Source organism: Bradyrhizobium sp. SZCCHNR1002, from assembly GCF_032381435.1.
Lineage (GTDB): Bacteria > Pseudomonadota > Alphaproteobacteria > Rhizobiales > Xanthobacteraceae > Bradyrhizobium > Bradyrhizobium aeschynomenes.
This window is the reverse complement of the sequence record NZ_JAUHIS010000002.1, coordinates 773339-794006: the sequence shown is the minus strand read 5'-3', so window position 1 is coordinate 794006 and position 20668 is coordinate 773339. Positions and strand designations below refer to the sequence as shown.

23 protein-coding genes and 1 tRNA gene are annotated in these 20668 nt (G+C 62.8%); 5 read left to right on the top strand and 19 right to left on the bottom strand.

Going from position 1 to position 20668, the window contains the following annotated elements:
* Positions 1-150: 150 nt before the first annotated feature.
* Complete coding sequence (locus QX108_RS16140) at positions 151-1446, bottom strand: cytochrome P450 (protein ID WP_315787028.1); 1296 nt, start codon at positions 1444-1446, stop codon at positions 151-153.
* 224 nt (positions 1447-1670) lie between these two features.
* Here QX108_RS16140 and QX108_RS16135 point away from each other — a divergent pair, with 224 nt between their 5' ends.
* The 3 genes from QX108_RS16135 (at position 1671) to QX108_RS16125 (ending at position 5307) form a co-directional block, all read left to right on the top strand.
* On the top strand, positions 1671-2843 hold the full coding sequence (locus tag QX108_RS16135) for an isovaleryl-CoA dehydrogenase (RefSeq protein ID WP_172134020.1): 1173 nt from the start codon (positions 1671-1673) through the stop codon (positions 2841-2843).
* A gap of 216 nt (positions 2844-3059) precedes the next feature.
* Complete coding sequence (locus QX108_RS16130) at positions 3060-4193, top strand: DUF898 family protein (RefSeq protein WP_315726650.1); 1134 nt, start codon at positions 3060-3062, stop codon at positions 4191-4193.
* Positions 4168-5307, top strand: coding sequence for a M48 family metallopeptidase (locus tag QX108_RS16125; RefSeq protein WP_315787025.1), 1140 nt, complete (start codon positions 4168-4170; stop codon positions 5305-5307). The genes QX108_RS16130 and QX108_RS16125 overlap by 26 nt, the downstream gene beginning before the upstream one ends.
* 218 nt (positions 5308-5525) lie before the next feature.
* Here the strand turns inward: QX108_RS16125 and QX108_RS16120 are convergent, their stop codons facing one another.
* Positions 5526-6269, bottom strand: coding sequence for a DUF2927 domain-containing protein (locus tag QX108_RS16120; RefSeq protein WP_210262376.1), 744 nt, complete (start codon positions 6267-6269; stop codon positions 5526-5528).
* A gap of 137 nt (positions 6270-6406) precedes the next feature.
* Positions 6407-6979, bottom strand: a complete 573-nt coding sequence (locus tag QX108_RS16115) for a L,D-transpeptidase (RefSeq protein WP_315787023.1) — start codon at positions 6977-6979, stop codon at positions 6407-6409.
* Positions 6980-7259: 280 nt separating this feature from the next.
* Here QX108_RS16115 and QX108_RS16110 point away from each other — a divergent pair, with 280 nt between their 5' ends.
* The gene (locus QX108_RS16110; protein WP_315787021.1) at positions 7260-8807 is read left to right on the top strand and encodes an acetolactate synthase large subunit; all 1548 of its coding nucleotides are present in this window, start codon (positions 7260-7262) and stop codon (positions 8805-8807) included.
* Positions 8808-8938: 131 nt separating this feature from the next.
* A complete protein-coding gene (locus QX108_RS16105) occupies positions 8939-9454 on the top strand; it encodes a hypothetical protein (RefSeq protein WP_315787019.1) in 516 nt (171 codons plus the stop codon).
* Positions 9455-9553: 99 nt separating this feature from the next.
* Here QX108_RS16105 and QX108_RS16100 read toward each other — a convergent pair whose 3' ends face one another.
* The 16 genes from QX108_RS16100 to QX108_RS16030 all read right to left on the bottom strand — a co-directional run bounded on the left by QX108_RS16100 (position 9554) and on the right by QX108_RS16030 (position 20634).
* Positions 9554-9754, bottom strand: coding sequence for a hypothetical protein (locus tag QX108_RS16100; protein WP_172114697.1), 201 nt, complete (start codon positions 9752-9754; stop codon positions 9554-9556).
* 238 nt (positions 9755-9992) lie between these two features.
* Entirely contained in the window at positions 9993-11156 is a 1164-nt protein-coding gene (gene nhaA, locus QX108_RS16095; protein ID WP_315787017.1) for a Na+/H+ antiporter NhaA, read from the bottom strand.
* Positions 11157-11234: 78 nt separating this feature from the next.
* Positions 11235-12377, bottom strand: coding sequence for an OpgC domain-containing protein (locus QX108_RS16090; protein ID WP_315787015.1), 1143 nt, complete (start codon positions 12375-12377; stop codon positions 11235-11237).
* A 617-nt stretch (positions 12378-12994) separates the two neighbouring features.
* Positions 12995-13120: transfer RNA gene (locus QX108_RS16085), tRNA-OTHER, on the bottom strand.
* 94 nt (positions 13121-13214) lie between these two features.
* Positions 13215-14033, bottom strand: coding sequence for a hypothetical protein (locus QX108_RS16080; RefSeq protein ID WP_315787013.1), 819 nt, complete (start codon positions 14031-14033; stop codon positions 13215-13217).
* Positions 14034-14039: 6 nt separating this feature from the next.
* Positions 14040-14624, bottom strand: a complete 585-nt coding sequence (locus QX108_RS16075; protein WP_315787011.1) for a helix-turn-helix transcriptional regulator — start codon at positions 14622-14624, stop codon at positions 14040-14042.
* A gap of 5 nt (positions 14625-14629) precedes the next feature.
* On the bottom strand, positions 14630-15412 hold the full coding sequence (locus QX108_RS16070; RefSeq protein WP_315787009.1) for a TIGR04255 family protein: 783 nt from the start codon (positions 15410-15412) through the stop codon (positions 14630-14632).
* A gap of 151 nt (positions 15413-15563) precedes the next feature.
* A complete protein-coding gene (locus tag QX108_RS16065) occupies positions 15564-16700 on the bottom strand; it encodes a tyrosine-type recombinase/integrase (protein ID WP_409998526.1) in 1137 nt (378 codons plus the stop codon).
* Positions 16610-16900: a helix-turn-helix domain-containing protein gene (locus tag QX108_RS33505; protein WP_409998525.1), complete on the bottom strand. Its 291-nt coding sequence runs from the start codon at positions 16898-16900 to the stop codon at positions 16610-16612. Before QX108_RS33505 ends, QX108_RS16065 begins: the two co-directional genes overlap by 91 nt.
* Before the next feature lie 164 nt (positions 16901-17064).
* Positions 17065-17529 (bottom strand): deoxycytidylate deaminase, encoded by a 465-nt coding sequence (locus QX108_RS16060; protein WP_315787005.1) that lies wholly within the window; start codon positions 17527-17529, stop codon positions 17065-17067.
* On the bottom strand, positions 17529-17702 hold the full coding sequence (locus QX108_RS16055) for a hypothetical protein (RefSeq protein ID WP_315787002.1): 174 nt from the start codon (positions 17700-17702) through the stop codon (positions 17529-17531). The genes QX108_RS16060 and QX108_RS16055 overlap by 1 nt, the downstream gene beginning before the upstream one ends.
* A gap of 16 nt (positions 17703-17718) precedes the next feature.
* Positions 17719-18168, bottom strand: coding sequence for a hypothetical protein (locus tag QX108_RS16050; protein WP_315787001.1), 450 nt, complete (start codon positions 18166-18168; stop codon positions 17719-17721).
* Between the two features lie 41 nt (positions 18169-18209).
* Entirely contained in the window at positions 18210-18824 is a 615-nt protein-coding gene (locus tag QX108_RS16045) for a hypothetical protein (protein ID WP_315787000.1), read from the bottom strand.
* Entirely contained in the window at positions 18817-19971 is a 1155-nt protein-coding gene (locus tag QX108_RS16040) for a DNA-directed DNA polymerase (RefSeq protein WP_315786999.1), read from the bottom strand. Before QX108_RS16040 ends, QX108_RS16045 begins: the two co-directional genes overlap by 8 nt.
* On the bottom strand, positions 19968-20246 hold the full coding sequence (locus QX108_RS16035; protein WP_315786998.1) for a hypothetical protein: 279 nt from the start codon (positions 20244-20246) through the stop codon (positions 19968-19970). The genes QX108_RS16040 and QX108_RS16035 overlap by 4 nt, the downstream gene beginning before the upstream one ends.
* Positions 20239-20634 (bottom strand): hypothetical protein, encoded by a 396-nt coding sequence (locus QX108_RS16030; protein WP_315786997.1) that lies wholly within the window; start codon positions 20632-20634, stop codon positions 20239-20241. Before QX108_RS16030 ends, QX108_RS16035 begins: the two co-directional genes overlap by 8 nt.
* Positions 20635-20668: the final 34 nt, after the last annotated feature.

Here is a 20668-nt window from a genome sequence, read left to right as displayed (position 1 = left end):
CGAGAGGCGCCCGCGGAGAGATACCCCTCACCCGACCGCATGCGCGGAAGGGCCGGAGATGCCCTCTCCCGCAAGGGGAGAGGGCGCCGTATCGCTCAGCTACTGCACGGTTCGAGCCGGCGCCAATTCGATTCGTATTCGACACACAACCTACGCCGCAATCCTCACCGGCAATGTCTCATATCCCTTCACGAAGCTCGAATAGACCCTCTTTGGCTCGTCCATCACGTCGATATGATCGAATCGCTTCAGGATCTCCTCCCAGATGATCTTGAGTTGCAGCTCGGCGAGCCGCAGGCCGACGCAGCGGTGGATGCCGAAGCCGAATGACAGATGTTGCCGCGGACGGCTGCGGTCGATGATGAAGTCGTAGGGGCGCTCGATCGCGGTCTCGTCGCGGTTGCCCGAGACGTACCACATCACCACCTTGTCGCCCTTGTGGATCTGCTTGCCGCGGAACTCGAAGTCGGCAAGCGCCGTGCGGCGCATATGCGCAAGCGGCGTCTGCCAGCGAATCACTTCGGGGACGAAGCTGTCGATCAAGGCCGGATTGGCCTTGAGCTTGCGGTACTGATCCGGGTTCTGGCTCAGCGCGTAGATGCTGCCCGACATGGTGTTGCGCGTGGTGTCGTTGCCGCCGACGATCAGGAGCACGAGATTGCCGAGGAAGTTCTTCGGGTCCATGTTCCGCGTCGCTTCGCTGTGGGCCATCATCGACAGCAGATCGCTTTTCGGCGGCTGGTTCTGCCGCTCCTGCCACAGCCGCGCGAAATAGCGCGCGCACTCCATCAGCTCGGCCTGCCGCTCGTCCTCGGTCGCGACCAGGCCGTCCGGTCCGGGCAGCGTCGTCGCGATGTCGGACCAGCGCGTCAGCTTGCGGCGGTCCTCCCAGGGAAAGTCGAACAGCACGGCCAGCATCTGCGTGGTCAGCTCGATCGAGACGCGGTCGACCCAGTCGAACACTTCGCCGACGGGCAGGTTGTCGAGGCATTCCGCCGAGCGCTTGCGGATGTTGATCGCGAGCTCGTCGAGATGCGTCGGCGTGAACATCGGCGCCACGGTCTTGCGCTGCGCGGCATGACGCGGCGGGTCCATCGCGATGAAGCTTTCCCGGCGGAGATCGGGCGGCACGTCGCGGATGGTGATGCCGCCGAGCGCCGAGGCCGAAGAGAATACCGCGTGGTTGGTCTCGATCTCCATGATGTCGTCGTAGCGGGTGATCGACCAGTACGGACCGAACATCGAGTCCCGGCAGTAGTGCACCGGGTCCTCGCGGCGCAGCCGGTCGAAATAGGGCCAATGCGTGTCGGTGCGGAACAGCTCGGGATGGCCGGGATCGAAGTCGGCGAGCGGCAGCGATGCTGCGCGGCCGGCGGCCCGTTCGATGACGCGCTCGCCTGCCGCGGCGGGTCGATGTGCTTCGGCCGTGGTGGTGGTCCCGTGCATGGACGTCTCCCTGATGGCCAGCTTCTATTTGTCCGGCGATACTTGGCGCGATTACATCCTGCCCGGGAGCGCGGGGCAAGCGCGGAGTTTGCCGGGAGCCGCCAGGGCCGGTCTTGCGTCGCAAGGCTGGTGTTCACCTGGATGTCGGGCGTGACAAGCGCCACGTCACGGAATATGGCTTTGGGCCATTGTTGCAGAGCAGAAGACTAGCAGGAGGCCGCCCCATGATCGCCAACGCGCAGCGCATGTTCAATTTCGATCTCGGCGAGACGGCGGACGCGATCCGCGAGACGGTGGCGAGCTTTTCGCAGGAGCAGATCGCGCCGCGCGCGGCCGAGATCGACCGCTCCAACCAGTTTCCGCGCGACCTCTGGCCTCGGATCGGCGAGCTCGGCCTGCACGGCATCACGGTCGAGGAGGAGTATGGCGGCGCCGGGCTCGGCTATCTCGAGCACTGTATCGCGATGGAGGAGATCTCGCGCGCCTCGGCCTCGGTCGGCCTGTCCTACGGCGCCCACTCCAACCTCTGCGTCAACCAGATCCGCCGCAACGGCAACGAGGCGCAAAAGCGCAAATACCTGCCCAAGCTGATCTCGGGCGAGCATGTCGGCTCGCTGGCGATGTCGGAGCCGCAGGCCGGCTCCGACGTGGTGTCGATGAAAACCCGCGCCGACAAGAAGGGCGACCGTTTCATCCTCAACGGCAACAAGATGTGGATTACCAACGGTCCGATCGCCGAGACGCTGGTCGTGTATGCCAAGACCGATCCGCAAGGCGGCCCGCGCGGCATCACCGCCTTCATCATCGAGAAGGGCATGAAGGGATTCTCGACCGCGCAGAAGCTCGACAAGCTCGGCATGCGCGGCTCCGACACCTGCGAGCTGGTGTTCGAGGATTGCGAGGTGCCGGAGGAGAACGTGCTCGGGCAGGTCGGCCGCGGCGTCAACGTGCTGATGTCGGGCCTCGACTATGAGCGCGCCGTGCTCGCCGCAGGTCCCCTGGGCATCATGCAGGCCTGCATGGACGCGGTGCTGCCCTATGTGCACGAGCGCAAGCAGTTCGGCCAGCCGATCGGCACGTTCCAGCTGGTGCAGGGCAAGGTCGCCGACATGTATACGACGATGAATGCCGCGCGCGCCTACGTCTACGCCGTGGCCAAGGCCTGCGATCGCGGCGAGACGACCCGCGAGGACGCCGCGGGCGCGATTCTCTTTGCGGCGGAGAAGGCGACCCAATGCGCGCTCGACGCCATCCAGCTGCTCGGCGGCAATGGCTACATCAACGACTATGCGACCGGACGGCTGCTGCGCGATGCCAAGCTGTACGAGATCGGCGCCGGCACCAGTGAGATCCGTCGCATGCTGATCGGGCGGGAATTGTTCGACAAGACGTCGTGAGACGCCGGCCGGCCTGAATGCGCGCGCGAGAGATTCGCGTTCGCCAATCGGCCGGGCGCGATATTTATTTGCGCTTCGCCCCGGCCGGTGTTTTTTTCCGGCCGAGTTGCGTGCAAAATGCGTCGCCCACCTCGAACCTCGGAGTCGCCGCCGCGACGAACAACCGAGGTATTTTGTATGTCATTGCGTGTGTCGGAGGCGCGAGCCGTGAACCAGATGAGTTATGTTCCGCAGCAGCCTCCGCCGCTTCCGCCGCTCGCCGCGGTGTTTTCCGGCGCACGCGGGGAGTTCTTCCGGCTGGTCAGCCGTGGTGCGGCCATCGAACTGATCACCCTCGGCTTCTACCGGTTCTGGCTGGCGACCGACATCCGCCGGCATCTGTGGGTCAACACATCGGTCGATGGGGATGCCGCCGAATATACCGGCCGCGGCAAGGAGCTTCTGATCGGCTTCCTGTTCGCCATGGCGATCCTGGTCCCGATCTACCTTGCCTATTTCCTCGTCACCGTGGAGGCCGAGCGGTACCAGGGGTTCGCCAGCGTGCCGCTGGTGATCGCCTTCTACGCCTTCGGCCAGTTCGCGATCTATCGCGCGCGGCGCTACCGGCTGACGCGCACGGTCTGGCGCGGCATCCGGTTCTGGATGGATGGCTCGGGCTGGGCCTATTCCGGCCGCGCCATGCTGTGGACGCTGTTGGCGGTGCTGACGCTGGGATTGGCCTGGCCGTGGCGCGCCGCAGCGCTCGAGCGCTACAAGATGCGGCATTCGCATTACGGCGACCTCAGCGGCGACTTCGAGGGACGCGGCTGGGAGTTTTTCAAGCGGGCCTGGTACCTCTGGGTGATCACGCCGTTTGCGATGCTGTTGTTTCCCTTGCTGCCGTTCGTCTATGCGCAGTTCAAAGCCGTCGAATGGCGCTGGTGGCTGTCGGGCATCCGCTTCGGCGGCGTGCGCCTGGAGTCGACCTTGCCGGGCAACGCATTCTACGGCCTGTATTGGAAGGTGATCGGCTGGTGGATCCTGTTGTCGATCGCATCCGGCGCCTATTTCGGCGCCGTGGCCTTTCTGATGCACAGCCTGCTCGGGCTGGGGAGCGATGAGCTGCCGCAGGCCCAGGCGCTCTCCAACAACATTCCGATGCTGGTGCTGCTGGGGCTCGGCTACGTCGCCTGGATCCTGGCGCTCAACGTCGTGATGCGCCTCTATCTGGTGCGCGACATGTGGGCGACGGTGCTGCAATCGGTTCAGGTGCATGGCGTCGAGGCCATGGCCAATGTCGCCGCAAAGGGCGATCTGGCCAGCGCGCTCGGCGAGGGGTTTGCCGATGGACTCGACGTCGCCGGATTCTGATCCCGAGCTCAGCGCGGCTCGCGCTGCCGAGGGCGTGCCGGCCGAGCCGGCGGCGCCGTCCGGAAGTGCTGCGACCTATTTCGACGGACTGTCGAACCGGCGGCAGACCGTTACGATCGGCTTCGCCAATCAGCTCGTGATGCGCAGCGCCGACAATTTCGTATCCTGGCCCTATGCGGACATTCGTCGTGTCGACGGGCCGAGCGGCACGCTGCGCGTCAGCTGCTTGTCGGCCTCGCCGCTGGCACGGCTCGAGATCCGCGACGCCGCGGCTGCCGCCGAGCTGATCGCGCGGTGCAGCCATATCGACGAGAACCGGCTGACGCGCGGCGGAATCGCGCGCATCGTCGCTTGGTCGCTGGCGGCTGCGGCGTCGATCGTCGTGATCGTGCTGGTCGTGCTTCCCTTTGCCGCCGAGCGGCTGACGCCCCTCGTTCCACCGGCGATGGAGCGCCATCTCGGCGAAGCGGCCGTGGTGCAGATCCAGGCGCTGTTCGGCGACAAGCTCTGCAGCGAGGCGGCCGGGCAGGCGGCCTTCGCCAAGCTGGTGACGGCGCTGCGCCGGCCGGCCGGGCTCGACGACAGCATCGCCTCGCAGGTGCTGGATACCCCGATCCCCAACGCCTTCGCCTTGCCGGGTGGCCGCTTCTTCCTGTTCCGCGGGCTGCTCGACAAGTCGAACGATCCGGACGAGGTCGCCGGCGTTTTGGCCCATGAGCTCGGTCATCTCAAGCATCGCGACAATCTGCGGCAGCTCATTCACAACGGCGGCAGCTCGTTCCTGATCGGGCTGTTGTTCGGCGACGTCACCGGCGCGGGCGCCGCGGTCTTCGCTTCCCGCGCCATGATCGACGCGTCCTATTCGCGCGAGGCGGAGGAGGCGGCCGACAGTTTCGCCATCGAGGTGATGCGCAAGCTCGGCCGACCGACCCGGCCGATGGGGGAATTGATGTTCCGCATCACCGGCAAGCAGGACGGCAAGCTGTCGCTGTGGTCGAGCCACCCCCTGACCGAGGATCGCCTGGCCCGCATGCGCGCCGCCGACCGCCCCGCCAGTGGCCCGCCGCTGCTGAGCGCCGAGGAATGGAAGGCGATGAAGGGGATCTGCAAGTAGCTGAGTTGGCGACGCGGTCTCCCCAAATCCGGTGTCGTCCCGGCGAACGCCGGGACCCATAACCACCGAGTCTGATTGTTGGAAGAAGGTCTCGCCCAGCGTGCTCCCATCGCAGGGCCGCGGCGTGGGTCCCGGCGTTCGCCGGGACGACACCAGAGCTTGACGCGAGACAGGGGCTTCATCTGAGGGCCAAGACGATGCCCCGCTGAGCTTCCGCCTCACTCCGCCAGATCGTTGACCTGCTTCACCCAGGCCCGGACATCCGTCAGCACGGCCGGCAGCACCGCCTTGACCTCGGCCAGCGACATGCCGGCCTTGACGCGCGGGTCGTACAGCATGTTGAGGATGTACTGGTCGTAGACGTCGAAATAGCCCATCGAGACGTTGTCGTTGAACATCGTCCAGGGCACGCTCGCCGTATCGTTGATCGGCCCGAGCGATTGCAGCAGCTCCTCATAGGCGCAGTCGAGGAAGACGAAATCGCCATTGTCGACGGTGAGGATCACGTCGGAATGCTCGATCTCGAATGCCTCGTTCTTGCGGAAGCCGGACAGGCATTGCGGATCGAGCGAGGTCTTGATCTCGCGGGCGCGCTCGCTGCCATAGGCCTGGCTGATGGTGTGGTAGAGGTCGCGGTCGCGTACCAGCTTGACCCGGACGTTGGCGTCGCCGTTGGTCTCGGTCATCGCGATGTCGAGATGACGGACGCGGGCGGCGATGTCGCCCACGACCTTGGCGAGCTGCGCCTTGCGGTCGGCGCGGCGGCCGTCAGCGAACACGCGCACCGGCGCGCTGTACTTGCGGATGCGATCGACGCGTCCGGCGAGATGGTATTCGGCGCCGAACGCGGTCTTGAAGAAGCCGTCGGTGATCTCGGCGTCGGTGAAGCTCTTCTTCTCGGCGCGCTGGCGCGCGGCGATGGCCGGGATCTCCGCGGTCGAGGCCGGCAGCGGGATCGTCATGGTCACGAGCGAGGCCAGCGCGGCAGTCAGGGCGACTGCCGCGGTCCGGGCCGACCGCCGCAAGCAGATGGCTTGCTCCCGGCGATGATGAGCGCTCCGGCCTTGCGACATGATCCCGCGTGCAACTCGCCCGTGCTTCAGTTCTTGACGATCACCGTGGTGCCGACCGAGACGCGGTCGTAGAGATCGGTGACGTCGTCATTGGTCATGCGGAAGCAGCCCGACGACACCGCCTGGCCGATCGTCTCCGGCTCGTTGGAGCCGTGGATGCGATACAGCGTGGAGCCGAGATACATCGCCCGCGCGCCGAGCGGGTTCTCGATGCCGCCGGCCATGTGACGCGGCAGATCCGGGCGGCGGCGCAGCATCTGCGACGGCGGGGTCCAGGCCGGCCATTCCTTCTTGGCGGTGATGCGATGGACGCCGCTCCAGCGGAACCCGTCTCGGCCGACGCCGATGCCGTAGCGCAGCGCCTGGCCACCCTGCAGCACCAGATAGAGCCGGCGCTCGGAGGTGTTCACGACGATCGTGCCGGGCGCATAGTCGCCCTGGAACATGACCCTCTCGCGCGGAATGGGGCTGACGCCGCTCTGGTAGAAGTTCGGCCCGCCGCCGAAGATGTCCCTGGTGTCGAACATTTCCGCCCGCGCCATCCCGGCGCTTGCCATCAACGCGACCGCAGCAATTCCCAAAGCAAAGCAGCGCTTCATTTCCATCCCCTGGCAAACATCAAATTCCGTTCGCAGACAGGCCATAAACGGTTGCATTCCGCAACCCACGGCGGCGTGAGGCCGGTATGTGGCGGCGGTCCGTGACCCAAATCCCACGGAAAATCCTGGGACGCCCGGGCCCAACACCCTGTTAGCCACGACGGCGCATGGGCGCGGCGGCGATGGCAGCAATGCGGCCAGCCCCTTTGACGTCGCGGGCGAACAATGATTGATCTGCGCGGCATTGCAAATGGCGCGCGGACTTCAACGGGAGAATAGGATGAACGGTGCGGAAAGCCTGGTACGGACCCTGGTCGCGGGGGGCGTTGACGTCTGCTTTACCAATCCGGGCACGTCCGAGATGCACTTCGTCGCAGCGCTCGACCGGGTCGAGGGCATGCGCTGCGTGCTCGGCCTGTTCGAGGGCGTGGTGACCGGCGCCGCCGACGGCTATTTCCGCATGAAGGGCACGCCGGCCTCGACCTTGCTGCATCTCGGCCCGGGCCTCGCCAATGGCCTCGCCAATCTGCACAACGCCAAGAAGGCGCGCTCGGGCATCGTCAACATCGTCGGCCAGCACGCCACCTACCACATCGGCTTCAACGCCCCGCTGACCTCGGACATCGAGGGCCTGGCGCGGCCGATGTCCGACTGGGTGCGGACCTCGCCCAGCGCCAAGGCCGTGGCCGCCGACGGCGCCGCCGCGATCGCCGCCGCCAAGAGCGCGCCGCCGCAGATCGCCACGCTGATCCTGCCCGCCGACACCGCCTGGAACGAGGCCGACGGCATCGCCCAGGTTCCCGCTGACACGCAGCGCCCGAGCTATTCGGACGATGCGGTCGAGAAGGCGGCGAAGATCCTGCACGCCCACGGCCCCGAGACGCTGGTGCTGATGACCGCGGGCGCGCTGACCGAGCACGCGCTGACCTTCGCCCAGCAGATCGCCGGCAAGACCGGCTGCCGCGTGATGGGCCAGACCTATCACCCGCGCATGGCGCGCGGCGCCGGCCGGTTCTCGATCGACCGCATCCCCTATGTGATCGAGCAGGCGCTGCCGATCCTGAAGAACTACAAGCACATCGTGCTGGTCGAGGCCAACGACCCCGTCGCCTTCTTCGCCTATCCGAACAAGCCGAGCATGCTGAAGGCGGAGGGCACCGAGGTGCACCGCATGACCGCCTGGGGCGAGAACTCGGCCGCCGCGCTCGAGGCGCTCGCCGGCCATCTCGGCGCCAAGGCCGCCGATGTGAAGCCGCAAGCCCTCACCGAGCTGATCAAGCCGACCGGTGCGCTCAACCACACCACGATCGCCCAGGCGATCGCCTATGCGATCCCGGAGAACGCCATCGTGGTCGACGAATCCATCACCACCGGCCGCGGCTTCTTCCCGCCGACGGCCGCGGCCAAGCCGCATGACTGGCTGCAGAACATGGGCGGCTCGATCGGCTTCTCGACCCCCGTGGCGACCGGCGCCGCGGTGGCCTGTCCGGATCGCAAGGTGATGTGCCTCGTCGGCGACGGCAGCGCGATGTACACGATCCAGTCGCTGTGGACCCAGGCGCGCGAGAACCTCAACGTCGTCACCGTGGTGTTCGCCAACCGGATCTACCAGATCCTGCGCGGCGAGTTCGACGGCGTCGGCGCCGGCCAGCCCGGCCAGCGCGCCCAGGACATGCTCAAGATCGACCGTCCGACGCTCGACTTCGTCGCCATGGCCAAGGGCATGGGCGTTCCCGGCCGCGCCGTCACCACGGCCGACGAGTTCAACGCCGCGCTGGCGGAGGCCAATGCCGAATACGGCCCGCGCCTGATCGAAGTGCAGATGTAAATCCGCAACGCCGGCGGCCGCAAAACGGCCGCCGGCCGAGGGAAGGCGCCTCGCCTCGATTTATGGGGTTGGCGACTCACGCCGATCGCGTGTTCATGGGGAGGTGTCCTTCTCTCCTGTATCCGAGCGGCATGCACAGTGAACTGAACCGGCTGATCTCCGCGCTGCAGGAGTTCTACGCGCGCGAGCGCTACATCCTCGACCGGGATCTCGGCGAGCGCGCCTTGACGCACCGCCTCTCGGTGCATCTGGAGCGCAATTTCCTCGGTTGGGACGTCGATTGCGACTACAACCGGCTCGGCGACCGCGCGATGCTGCTGCCGCGCGGCTCGATCGTCTCGACCGATGACGAACTCGGCAAGTCGATCTACCCCGACATCGTCGTGCACAAGCGCGCCGTGCCCGACAATCTGCTGGCGATCGAGGTGCGCAAGGCGAGCAACCACCAGCCGCTGGCGCATGACCGCCACAAGCTGATGGCGCTGACCGACCCGCATCTGTGGTTTGCCTATTGGATCGGCGTTCTGGTGATACTCGACCGCCGCAGCGTGATCACGCCTGAGATCTATGTCGGAGCCCGGATCGATCCGGGGCTGTCCGCGTGGTTCGCGGGAAGATTGCAGCAGATGGGTCTGGCCGGGGGCTGAGATGCTCGCCGGCGGTCGTCGACGGACCTTCACACGAGGAAGGGCCGCCCCGCATGGAGCGGCCCGATCTCGTCGGCGATATTCGCGGGTGACCGCGCCTTACTTCGACATGGCGTCGCCGGACGACTTCTTCGACGACTTCTTCTTCGTCTTGCTCATCTTCATGTCGTCGCCTCCGCCCATGGCGTCGCCGCCCTTGGCCGCCTGGCCGGTGGTCGTCATCGGCTTCTCGGTCGACTGGGCAAGAGCGGCCGACGAGACGAAGGCGAGGGCGGCGGTGGCGATGATCAGTTTACGCATGCGGAAAACCTCCGTGGGTTGGAAACGGTGCGGACCATAGGGGGATTCGAGCCGCGGCGTTCTGACGCACGAGTCAGGAAAACGTGAGAGTTCCGCCCTGCAATTGCCCGTTTGCGCCGCCCTCACGGGCTACGGCGGGCGCATTCTGTGGCGAATGTGCTCTGCGCAGGGACCCCATGCGCAAGCAAGCGAGGTCAAAATGGCCGGGTGGCGGCGATCCAACCGCCCTTCCTACGGGCTATGTCGCAGCTGGGACGGTTTCACGCCTCGCAGGCAGACTCAGCAGCGCCATGCCGAGTAGTCCGGACATCAGAGATCCCAGCATCACGCCGACCTTCACCTCGTTCTGAAGCGTCTCGGCGCTGGGAAACGCGAGCAGGCCGATGAACAGGCTCATGGTGAAGCCGATGCCGCAGAGGACGGACACCCCGTAGATCTGGTGCCAGGCCGCTCCGTCAGGCCGGTCAGCCAGCCCAAGGCGAATGGCCAACCATGTCGCGGCGAACACGCCGATCTGCTTGCCCAGGAACAGGCCCGTCACGATGCCGATCGTCACGGGCTGCTTCAGCACCACCCAGGCCATGCCTGCGAGAGAGACGCCGGCATTGGCGAAAGCGAAGACAGGCAGGATCACGAAGGAGACCCATGGCTGGATCGCATGCTCCAGCCGGAGCAGCGGCGACTGCCCGGCTCCCGACGCAGGAATGGTCAGTGCGAGTGCGACGCCTGCCAGTGTGGCGTGGACGCCGGACTGCAGCGTGGCGAACCAGAGGACGGCGCCAGGGACCAAGTAGATCCACAACATGGCAACCCCGGCTCGATTGAGGATCAGCAGCATCAAGATGATGGCTGCTGCCGCAGCGAGCCATCCGAGGAGAAGATGATCGGTGTAGAACACGGCAATGACCGTGACCGCCGCGAGGTCGTCCAGAATGGCGAGTGCTGTCAGGAACACCTTGAGCGATGCCGGCACGCGCGAGCCGAGCAGTGCCAGTGCACCGAGAGCGAACGCGATGTCGGTGGCCGTCGGTATCGCCCAGCCGCGGATCGTCTCGGCATCGTTCAGGTTGAAGCCGACGTAGAAGAGGGCGGGAACAGCCATTCCGCCTGCTGCCGCAAACGCCGGGAGCGTCCTACGTGGCCAGCTCGAAAGCTGTCCCGTCAGGAACTCGCGCTTGATCTCCAGTCCGACGAGCAGAAAGAACACCGCCATGAGAGCGTCGTTGATCCAGTGCAGGACGGAAAGACCCGCGACGTAGTGCTGGAGCGTGCCGAAGTAGAGATGTGATGCCGGCGAGTTGGCGATGATCAGCGCGGCGGTGGCCGCGATCATCAAGATGACGCCGGCGCCCGCTTGACTGGCCGCATGGTGCTTCAACGAATGAAACAATGACAACATCATATGATATATGTCCGCCCAGGCCGTCCGATCAAACCATGTAGGGGTGATACGGATGCGGCCAATTGCTGCGGCTTCCCGTCAGGAACTTCCTGTCGCGCCGACGCTTTTTGGTTTCGCGTCGCGGCTTCGACCATCGATATGCTTGAACCAGTTCATGATCGTGGCGGCCACTACCAGCAGCACGATCCCGGCCAGACTCACGAGCAGCTGCAAAGCGACGCCGCCGTGAACTTCCATGATGATGAAATGGGCTGCGAATGAGAGCAGGACGCCGAGACAGAAGATCTCGAGCGAATGCTGGCCGCAAAGTACCAGCGGACGAAGAACGGGCGATCGCAAGCTGGGCGTCCCATGCGGCACCAAGCGCACGACGAACACCGCCAGCGCCAGGAAGTGCATGATCCGCAACGGATCGAGACTCGTCTTGTCGATCGGATACATCCATTCCGCAAGCCATCGCGGCACGAGGATGGTCCATGCGGGCACGTGCCAGGTGACGACGATTGCCAGCGAGATCACGAGGGTGATCGCAGCGACGGCCAAGGCGAGGTCGGAGAGGATGAGCTTGCGCAACTGATCGGCGCCGCCGAGGGCGCACCAGGCGCCGAAGTTGAACAGGAGCTGCCAGGCAAACGGGTTGAACACCCAGTGACCGCTGGGATAGGCCGGCAGGTTGAGATCGATCATTCGGGCCGCGGCATAGACCGCGATGCTGGCGAGAAGGGCGAGCAGCGGCCACCGAAGCATGAGCCAGAGCAGCGGAGGAAACGCCGCCAACAGCGCGATGTACAGCGGTAGCACGTCCATGTTCGCCGGCTTGAACATCAGCAGCAGCGCTTGAATCAACGTGACATCAGGCTCGCGAAGGAATTCGAAGACGCCCATCTCCTCGGAATAGAGCGCGTTCTCGAAATTCCGAGCGACGAAGGCGATCTGCGCCAGATAGACGCAGATCAGAAAGATGTGCGCCACGTAGATCTGCCACGTGCGGCGCACGATACGGGCGCCCGCGACCACGAAGCCCTGCCGGCTCATCGCGGCGCCGTACACCAGGGCAGCCGTATAGCCCGAGATGAAGACGAAGATCTCGGTCGCGTCGCTGAACCCGAAATTCCTCAGCGTAAACGAGTTGGCGATCGTCGAGGGGATGTGATCGAGAAAGATCAGCCACAATGCGAGTCCGCGGAAGACGTCCAGGCGCAGATCACGTTGGGTCTCCACGGTGCCTCCCCCGCGACAGCGGACCGCATGTTCGCCACCCGCGCGCGCCCAGCGATTCGATGTCATGGATGGGAAGGGCGCGTGTTCGGCGCAAGATCCGCGGCGATGGGACGCATCGGCCGTGTTGCTCGTCGTTGGGGTGTCCTATCAAGGCGGACATCCCGGCCAGTGTCGCGGCTTGGCTTGCGACCTTGCTAAGAGCGTAGGATATGCTGCCGCGCTCGATTGGATGGAAGAGGGGTCCTGCCACTTGAAGAGCCAGCCGGAGAGACTTGTGCGAATGCGTCGGAGCATGCGAGTGCGGAACACGCGATGACCGACTCCACACAATACGTGGCCGCGGCGGTGCTTCTGGCCATCTACTACATATACGAATATTGGCCTGTGACGTTGTCGGTCATCTTTTTGGGAGTGATCGTCATGACCGTCATTTCGGCGGCTGATAGATCACGAAAAAACTCATAGGCGAGAACAGGGAAGCAACCGACGACTCGTATTCGCTCCACTCAGCACGGAAAGACATGGTCTGTCTTACCCGTTCGACACCAGTGCCCCTCCACGGGTCCTTCGGCATCCAAGGCGAAAACGAAACCTGCAGGTCATGTCAGGGACTTGAATGGTGGGCGCACAAGGGATCGAACCTTGGACCTCTCCCGTGTGAAGGGTGCGGAACTGACCTGAATCCGACTGTAAATCAATTACTTAGAAGGGTGCTCTGCTCGCATGCACCGCTTATGCACGCCGCGGAAAGCAGAGCCGTCGCTGGAGCGCGTTTGGTCGCGACCAAACTTCTAGGTGGTGACCCCACCCGTGTGGCGCTCTGGTCATCGGGGGCTTTCAACCTCCAGCGACAATCTCTAAATAATCGAAATGCCAAGGCTTAAATGAGCGCAATTGCTGAACGGAAAGTGCTTCTGCTGAGACGGGCAAACAGTCACGAAGCTCTATGTTCTTCCATTTCTTATCGGAAAAGAAATATTGCCTAAACAGGCCCTTGATGACGCTGGCTGCTCTGTTAGCGCTTGCCTGCGCGCGGCTGGGATCATCAGAAACGTTATAGACCAGAATAATCAGCAGCGAATATGGATCGTCTTCCCCATCATGAACTTCTGTTTTGCCTGCATCGATATCAAACAACACGGCTATCAAATCCGGACCTGTGTTCTTGATGGCATTAGCAATCTTCTTGTGAACTTCAGCAGGCTTCTCCTTGAGGCGTCGATCAAACTCATCTGCAAAGATCGGACGATAGTAGCGCGCCGCTAGCCACGATTGCAAAGTGTAATGCTCATCCCCGGTTAGGCGTACCGCCTCATCGGGCGTTTCTGCAAGGAGAGCTTCCTTTCTCACTGTCTGCTTGTCTGCGGCAAAGAACTCGACCGTTAGATGCTCCGCTCCTCCCGAAAAAACTAAGTGCAATCGTCTCGGTGACTTTCCGTTTGTAAAATTGCCATTTGGCGCCTCGATCTTCCGGCCAACCAAGATTTCACAGAAGGGTTCGTTAGCCGCGCTTTCGATCACATCGCAATCATGCGAAATAAGCACAGCAACCACGCCGTCTTGGCCACTCGGGGCTAGGCCAAGCCGAACAACGCTAGCCGCGCTTAAAATTCGCCCTTGTTCCCAGGTTGTTTGATTCCGAGAATCGTCGCTCATCTACCATCATGATCTGTCGGTTAACGCGGGCATTTCGTGTCCCAGTACGTCTCTTGAGCCGCGGCCTCCTAACAAGCGAGATAGCGCTTCCCTCTGCGCTGCCTCCTCATTAGCTAGTCTCAACAGAGCGCGAGCTGCAACTTCGCCACTTTCTCCCATAGCTACCGCCTCTGATAACGTCCTGCCGCCCGGTAACTTCCGGTGGATGAACAGCGGAAGATCAGAAATATTAGCTGCAGAAATAACGTCAGCAGCGGATCGGAGCTCATACAACTTAGTAAGATTCTCAGGCTTAATCGAGCCTCCTGCCATCCAGTTATAGAGAGCTTGCCGGGATACGCCAAGACAGCGAGCCAGTTCAGACATTGAGAGGTTCAAGGTCGATCGTGTGTGTTCGATGTCCGAGTTGACAGCAAACCCGTTTGATTTCGGCCGTTCCGTCGTCGGCTTCCTAAATACGATCTTATCCTCACGAAGAGCATGATAACTGACGGTGTAATCGCCGCCGGTTCCAACGCTCAGACGCATGGTGGACTTAACAGGCGAAATTATGAACCAGCGCTCGACGTGATTTGGCGTTGTGTGGTCCATGGCGGTCAATCCCAAACTTTTAAAGCGTGCGGCGTTACCATTAATTCGAAGGAGCGGCCTAGGCTACTGTGAAGAGAGCGGAGCGTAGCCTCTAGATTGCTTAGATCGAAATCCCGGCGATCTTCTATCCAGCTATCTGTATCAATTATCGCGTACTGGCCGGAAACATTCGCAAATCTTTCTGTCGGCGTGAATTGGACCGGTTGCAAATCTTCCGGAAAGGCGACCATGCCCTCCTTCTGCGAAATCACCACAGCTCTACTTACGAGAGTGGATCTATCTAGGCTTGTTCGAGTTTCAGAGAGCGTGTGTTCTAGCTTTCTATCCGGGAAGCTGCTCGATAGGCCTAAGACCGCAGACTGCAAATAATCTGCGACCGACTCTTCTTTTCGTGGCAGGACTGCATCAAGGAAGCGAATCCCTACGCGCTCAGAGTAACTGAGGACCGCCTGCTTATGCAAAGTTTCCAGGCCTAAAGCGATCGCAGACAAAAATGGGCCGAAGGTGTCGTAATCGGTCGTCTGAAAGGTCATCCACGACTGATCAAGGACGAAGCCTGCCGTTTGCGACCGGTTCTTGAATAGGTGGCGAGTCGCAACTGTGGTCTTGGGCAACGTCACGCCCGTCATTTCCAGATGCGCCATCTGCAGGGTCGCAAAATCCGGATAACCGGCTCGGCGCAGGTCTTCTTGGATTGCCGGAATATAGGTATCGAGTGCAGCCAGCCGGTTGAACCTCACCTGTGCTAAGGCGAAATAGACCGGCGCGTTGTTCATCTTTTTGCCCATGACTAACCTCAATTGACACCGGAGTTGACACTTTACAAGTTGCTTTACAGTTGTGAAGGTGATTTATTTTTGACGCAAAGCAAAAACTTGCTGCGAGGCGCAGGGCAAAAAGTGAAATAAAATCAGTCGGTTATTTGGTATGAGTGTTGCTTTAGAGCGTTCTTTTTGCGGTCCATGCGTCAAAGGCAGCCGCTCCCGCCTCCCGCTCGGACCTCTTCAGGGTCTTTGCCCGGCGGCCGACGAGCTTCACGGGCTCGCGCATCCAATCCTGATCGAGCCATTCTTGAATGGTCGGCAGCTTGTTTATAGCCTCGATCAACGGAGCTTGAGGAACGTGAGTGTAGTGTCGGCTCATGTCGTCAGCGGCGTGCCCGAGAATCTGATCCTTTTTGTGCGGGTGGACGCCCTCGACCACTAACTGGGTCGAGACGGTATGCCGGGCGGTGTAGGGGGCCACGTCGAAGACATGGGTCCGCAGCCGGGCGGCGGCTATCCCCTTCTTCATCTGCCCGCCGTTGTCGTCATAGACGGTGAACGGCTCGTTTTCCCAAGTCCGTACCAGCCGCCCAGGCCGGTTCTCGACCATATCGGTCAGCATCGGAACAAGCGCCTGGTGGATCGGGACGCCGCGCGGCTCCCCAATCTTGGACTTCGGCAGCGTGATCCAGCGGTCCGCCACATTGACCTGTGACGTATTCATTGTGAACAGTTCGATCGGCCGCATGCCGGTGTAGAACAGGATCGTGAACACGGTCGCGTTGGCGACACCCAATCCCTTGATGAACTCCCAGGCAGTCCCGTAGGGCACTGGATACGAGCCGACGCGCTTCGGTCCGAAGCTCACGACGTTCGTCCCCTTCGGCTTCTTCGGCCTGATCCAGCGCTTCGGCTGTGCCCACTCCATCCGCTCGGCATGCGACCAAATCGCAATGAAGGGTGTCCATAGCTGGCGGTTGAGTGTGTCGGGCCGGACGCTCGGATAGAGCGTCTTGCCGATCTCATTCATCTGCGCTTGCGTGATGTTTTTCAGCGGCACGCCTATCAAGTGCGACATGAGGCCGGACCATTTCCCGGTCTCTTCATCGAAGGTACCAAGGAAGCGCGGCGACCCACCGTTCTCCAGATAGGACTCCGCTGCCTGATCGAACGTCACCACGGCCTTCTTACCATGGACCTGTTCGTCCAGCAGTTCCTTCTCTAGTTTGACGCGGAGACCCTCGGCCGCCGCTTTGTTAGTAGTTTTTGTAGATTGCCGGATTTCGTTGCCTTGGGCGTCCGTCCCCCGGATGATCCAACTGTGGTGATCCTCCCGCCGCCACAAGTAGAGTCGCATGATGACCTCATTCCATTGAAGATAGTGACGATGTCCGCTTCGATAAATCGATAGTCGCGGCCGACGCGAGCGGCGTTCGGCAGATGCTTGGCAACCAAGCCGTAGAGCGTCTTGCGAGAGACGCGAAGACGAGCCATTACGTCGGCTGTGGTCATCACCGTGTTGAGGGGCATGTTATCGTTAGCGGCCTTCATCGCCGTCGCCTCTCTCTCGCTGATATGTGCCGAGCCCCAAGGCTTCCGGTTTTTAACCGGTATATCCTTCGAGTCAATGGATAAAACGGATACATAGAACGCGCGGAATGCCAGCCTGCTAACGCTCAGCAGGCAGGCTTAGGGGCCTCGCGGCCCTCGAACACGTCAATCTGCACGCCCGCCTCGCGGAGCATGATCTCGGCTTCCGCCATGTCGGCATGCCACTGCTCATCGGTCGGTTCGCAGGGCACGCAAACCAGGCGCTCGATGCCGGACTGAATGATCGCGCGGGCGCAATCGCTGCACGGAAACCATGGCAGATAAATCGTGCAGCCGAGTGTGCTCGCGCCACGCGCGGCAGCGTTATAGATGGCATTGCGCTCGGCGTGCTCGGTCCATTTGTACTTGAGGGGGCGCATATGACGGGCCTCGACATTGTCGTTCACGCGGCGCGGAAAGCCGTTCCACCCCATCGAGATCGCAACGTCACGACGGTCCACTATGACGCAGCCGATCTTGCGGCTGCGATCCTTGCTCTGCGATGCGGCCTGGGCGGCGCATTGCATCCAAAAGTCCAGACGGTCCGCCATCACGCGACATCCAAGGCTGGGAGGGTGACGGAGGCGCGCACCTTGCGCACACCGGCGATCACGTCGTCGAGGCGCATGGTGATCTCGAAGGCGCGAAAGCGCGCGTCGAGCAATGCGAAGGATATGGAGTCAGCGTCGGGCTTCGCGCCGCGCGTGACGGCGGCAACGATCATCTGCGCGGTGGTCGGATCAGTGCATGGCATCGGTGGGCATGTCCTGCAAAAGAGCGTGCTGGTCGGGATGGATGACGCCCCGTTCCTTCCGCCGCGACTTGAACCGCACCGGCTTGATCGCGGTGGGATCGCGGAGGAACGGGAAGCGCTCGTGAATGCCGGTGACGATCTCGATGAGCGCCGTGATCGTTTGCGGCATCGTGAGGCCGAGCTTGTCGGCGATGGGCTGAAGCTCGGAGCGGACTTCCTCGGGCAGAGCCTTCGCACGGGGCACCGCAACGAAGTCCCAGCCCAGGAAGCCGAGCACGGCTTCGAGCGATTCGAGACCCGGCTTGTTCTTGCGACGCCATGCCTTGATAGACGCGCGCCGAACGCCGGAACCTTCCTCGGTCTCGTCATAGGTGAAGCGGAGGCGTGCCATCTCCGCGAACACCAATTTCACATGTGGGCCGACGCGGTCGGGCATAGTGACCGTGCGCCGGTTTGCCCGATCGCGCCGATGACTAATCATGCCGCTGCTCCCCATGGGAGGCTAACGCGGCCGACACGCTTGGGGGCCTTGCCGTTGCCGCCCGAGCCTGCCTTGCAGCCGCACGAGTGAACGCGGCGTTCGATGATGTCGCGCTCAGAAATCGACTTGGTGTTGCCGCAGCAACATTCACATAGCCAACGCCGTCCGGCGGTGACGCGCTGATCTTCTGAGGCCACCACCATATAGCTGAAGCGATGGCCGACAAGAGATTCGTAGTTGCTGAGCTGGCGAGGGCTTCCCGCAAGACAGCCGCACGACTTAACGCCTCCGCTGCGGAGATCGCTTTGCGGCGCTGTCGTGTGATTGCCGCAAGAGCAGCGGCAAAACCAAATCGCACCACGGTCGTTCCATGCGACCTTCTCGACGACGGTCAAGAGACCGAATGTCTTTCCAGCAAGGGCAACTGCCTTGGGCTTCAGGTGCCCGCACGAGCGAGTATGGCCGCTCTTGAGAAGGCTGCTCTTGGCGAAGGTCTCCTGCCCGCAAGAGCAGGAGCACCGCCAGTATGCTTTACCGTCCCGCGATCCGGCCCGGTCGAGCACAGTCAGCTCGCCGAACACGATCCCGGTGAGATCGACAAGGCTACCCATGCTTCGGACCCGCTGCCATCTCGGTCGAGATGTTCATCATGCCGATCGCGCCGATCAACTCCGGTTCGTCTTCGGCCTGGAACAGCACGCGACGGTTCGTATGATCGGGATGGAGCGCGATGGTGGAGACCTTGAATGCTCCAAGCATGGTCTTCAGGTATTGACCGTTGAGGCCGAACGACGCCACATCTCCGTTGATGTCGGCCTCGACGATGTCAACGCCGCCGCCGGTCTGGCCGCCGACCGCCACGACGAAGCCTTCGTCAGAGCCTGCGCACTGGAGCCGGTAGCCTTGGTCCTTTTGTGCAAACGGTTCGAGCAGGGCGACCGCGCTGGCGCATGCGTCGCGCTCCAGCTTGATCCGCGTCTCGCTCGGGTTGGATACGAGCGGCGTGTAGTTAGGATAGGTGCCGAGCAACAACGAAGAGCAGAAGCGCGTCGTTTCGGTCGAGACGAAGATGGAGTGCTCGTTGATGACGACTTGCACGTCTTCGGCAGCGCGGAACAAGCGGATGATCTGCGACACCGTCTCGGCGCTCAAGATGATGCCGGGCCGACCGCTGCCGTCCACGGGCATGTCTTCGGCTCCCTCGGGAGCAGGGATCGATGTCATGATCAGGATCATTCCGGTGGTGCCAACGGCCGCGAGACGCTTCCCCGTGACGTGGAAGAACACGCCCTGCATCGGCGAGTTTGGCACGGTTGATAGCTCGGTGGCGGTGTGGCCGAACAACTTGACGAAGTCCGAGCCGTCGATGGTGAACGTCGCGCCTTCTTCCTGATACTGGCGAGCAGGCCAGTCTTCGGCAGCCAGGGTAGGGAAGCTCGTGCGCGAGCGGCCTGCCTTGACGATCATCTCGTGCTTCGAATCGTCATAGTCGATGGTGACCTCGACGCCCTTCGGGAGCCGGTCCACGACCATCTTCAGCTTGCTTGCGTCAACCGTCGTCGAGCCTTCGCGCTCCATGGCGCACTCGCCGGACGCCTCGACTTGCATGCTGAAGTCGGTGGTGGCGACGTGCAGCACGCCGTCCTTCGCGATGATGCGCGCGTTGTTGGCGATGACGGCGGGCGAGTTCTTAGGCGCGCTCGAAACGCCGCGCGCAACGATGTCCGCGAGCTTGTCGCGATTGATCTTCAACTTCACAGAAGTTCCCCTTCCTTCGGTTTGCGGAAATGACGTGCCGAACCGGCGTGCTGGAGGCACGCGGCGCTCGACTGAAATTTGGGATGGATGAAGCGCTCCAGACGGAGCAGTGCATCCTCATAGTCGCCAGCGCGGATCACCGCGTCGATCTCGCCAGCGATGCGCGTGTATTCGAGCGCGGCGAGATGGCGGCGGGCCACCATCGGATCGCCCTCCGCGAGGGCGGCACGCGCGCGGCGTAACGTGAGTGTGTCGGGGCGCGTGACGTTAGACATGGGCGGGCCGTGTCATGTCGATGCAGCCGTAGAAGCGATGCTCAGGGACGCCCGGCGGATGCACCACGCGGCCATCTAGCGCGCGCAGCTTGAATGGCCGCCGTGATTTCAGCGCGCCATCGAGCGCAGCAAGCATTCCGCGCGACCACCCACGGTCGGTGTAGAAGACCGAGTAGTCGGCGGCCTTGCGCCACGCGAGCCCGAGCGCGATCCCATGGGAACGCTCGCCCGGATCGTCGTCGTTCAAGACCTGGGTGAGGAGAAGATGCGAAGCCTGGGCGCTCTCATTGCGGAGCGCGCAGTCTTTGAGACAGCGACGCGCATAGGCGACGTTCGCTTCGATATCGCCAGCGTAGGGCGACTCCAGAATGACAAGTTTGATTGACATGGTCCGTTGCCCCTCCCGAGAGGCCGCAACGGAC

Coding starts and splice junctions, on each gene's coding strand:
- QX108_RS16140 (WP_315787028.1), bottom strand. CDS start 1,446: ATGCACGGGACCACCACCACGGCCGAAGCACATCGACCCGCCGCGGCA.
- QX108_RS16135 (WP_172134020.1), top strand. CDS start 1,671: ATGATCGCCAACGCGCAGCGCATGTTCAATTTCGATCTCGGCGAGACG.
- QX108_RS16130 (WP_315726650.1), top strand. CDS start 3,060: ATGAGTTATGTTCCGCAGCAGCCTCCGCCGCTTCCGCCGCTCGCCGCG.
- QX108_RS16125 (WP_315787025.1), top strand. CDS start 4,168: ATGGACTCGACGTCGCCGGATTCTGATCCCGAGCTCAGCGCGGCTCGC.
- QX108_RS16120 (WP_210262376.1), bottom strand. CDS start 6,269: ATGACGATCCCGCTGCCGGCCTCGACCGCGGAGATCCCGGCCATCGCC.
- QX108_RS16115 (WP_315787023.1), bottom strand. CDS start 6,979: ATGAAGCGCTGCTTTGCTTTGGGAATTGCTGCGGTCGCGTTGATGGCA.
- QX108_RS16110 (WP_315787021.1), top strand. CDS start 7,260: ATGAACGGTGCGGAAAGCCTGGTACGGACCCTGGTCGCGGGGGGCGTT.
- QX108_RS16105 (WP_315787019.1), top strand. CDS start 8,939: ATGCACAGTGAACTGAACCGGCTGATCTCCGCGCTGCAGGAGTTCTAC.
- QX108_RS16100 (WP_172114697.1), bottom strand. CDS start 9,754: ATGCGTAAACTGATCATCGCCACCGCCGCCCTCGCCTTCGTCTCGTCG.
- nhaA (WP_315787017.1), bottom strand. CDS start 11,156: ATGATGTTGTCATTGTTTCATTCGTTGAAGCACCATGCGGCCAGTCAA.
- QX108_RS16080 (WP_315787013.1), bottom strand. CDS start 14,033: ATGAGCGACGATTCTCGGAATCAAACAACCTGGGAACAAGGGCGAATT.
- QX108_RS16075 (WP_315787011.1), bottom strand. CDS start 14,624: ATGGACCACACAACGCCAAATCACGTCGAGCGCTGGTTCATAATTTCG.
- QX108_RS16070 (WP_315787009.1), bottom strand. CDS start 15,412: ATGGGCAAAAAGATGAACAACGCGCCGGTCTATTTCGCCTTAGCACAG.
- QX108_RS33505 (WP_409998525.1), bottom strand. CDS start 16,900: ATGACCACAGCCGACGTAATGGCTCGTCTTCGCGTCTCTCGCAAGACG.
- QX108_RS16060 (WP_315787005.1), bottom strand. CDS start 17,529: ATGGCGGACCGTCTGGACTTTTGGATGCAATGCGCCGCCCAGGCCGCA.
- QX108_RS16055 (WP_315787002.1), bottom strand. CDS start 17,702: ATGATCGTTGCCGCCGTCACGCGCGGCGCGAAGCCCGACGCTGACTCC.
- QX108_RS16050 (WP_315787001.1), bottom strand. CDS start 18,168: ATGCCCGACCGCGTCGGCCCACATGTGAAATTGGTGTTCGCGGAGATG.
- QX108_RS16045 (WP_315787000.1), bottom strand. CDS start 18,824: ATGGGTAGCCTTGTCGATCTCACCGGGATCGTGTTCGGCGAGCTGACT.
- QX108_RS16035 (WP_315786998.1), bottom strand. CDS start 20,246: ATGTCTAACGTCACGCGCCCCGACACACTCACGTTACGCCGCGCGCGT.
- QX108_RS16030 (WP_315786997.1), bottom strand. CDS start 20,634: ATGTCAATCAAACTTGTCATTCTGGAGTCGCCCTACGCTGGCGATATC.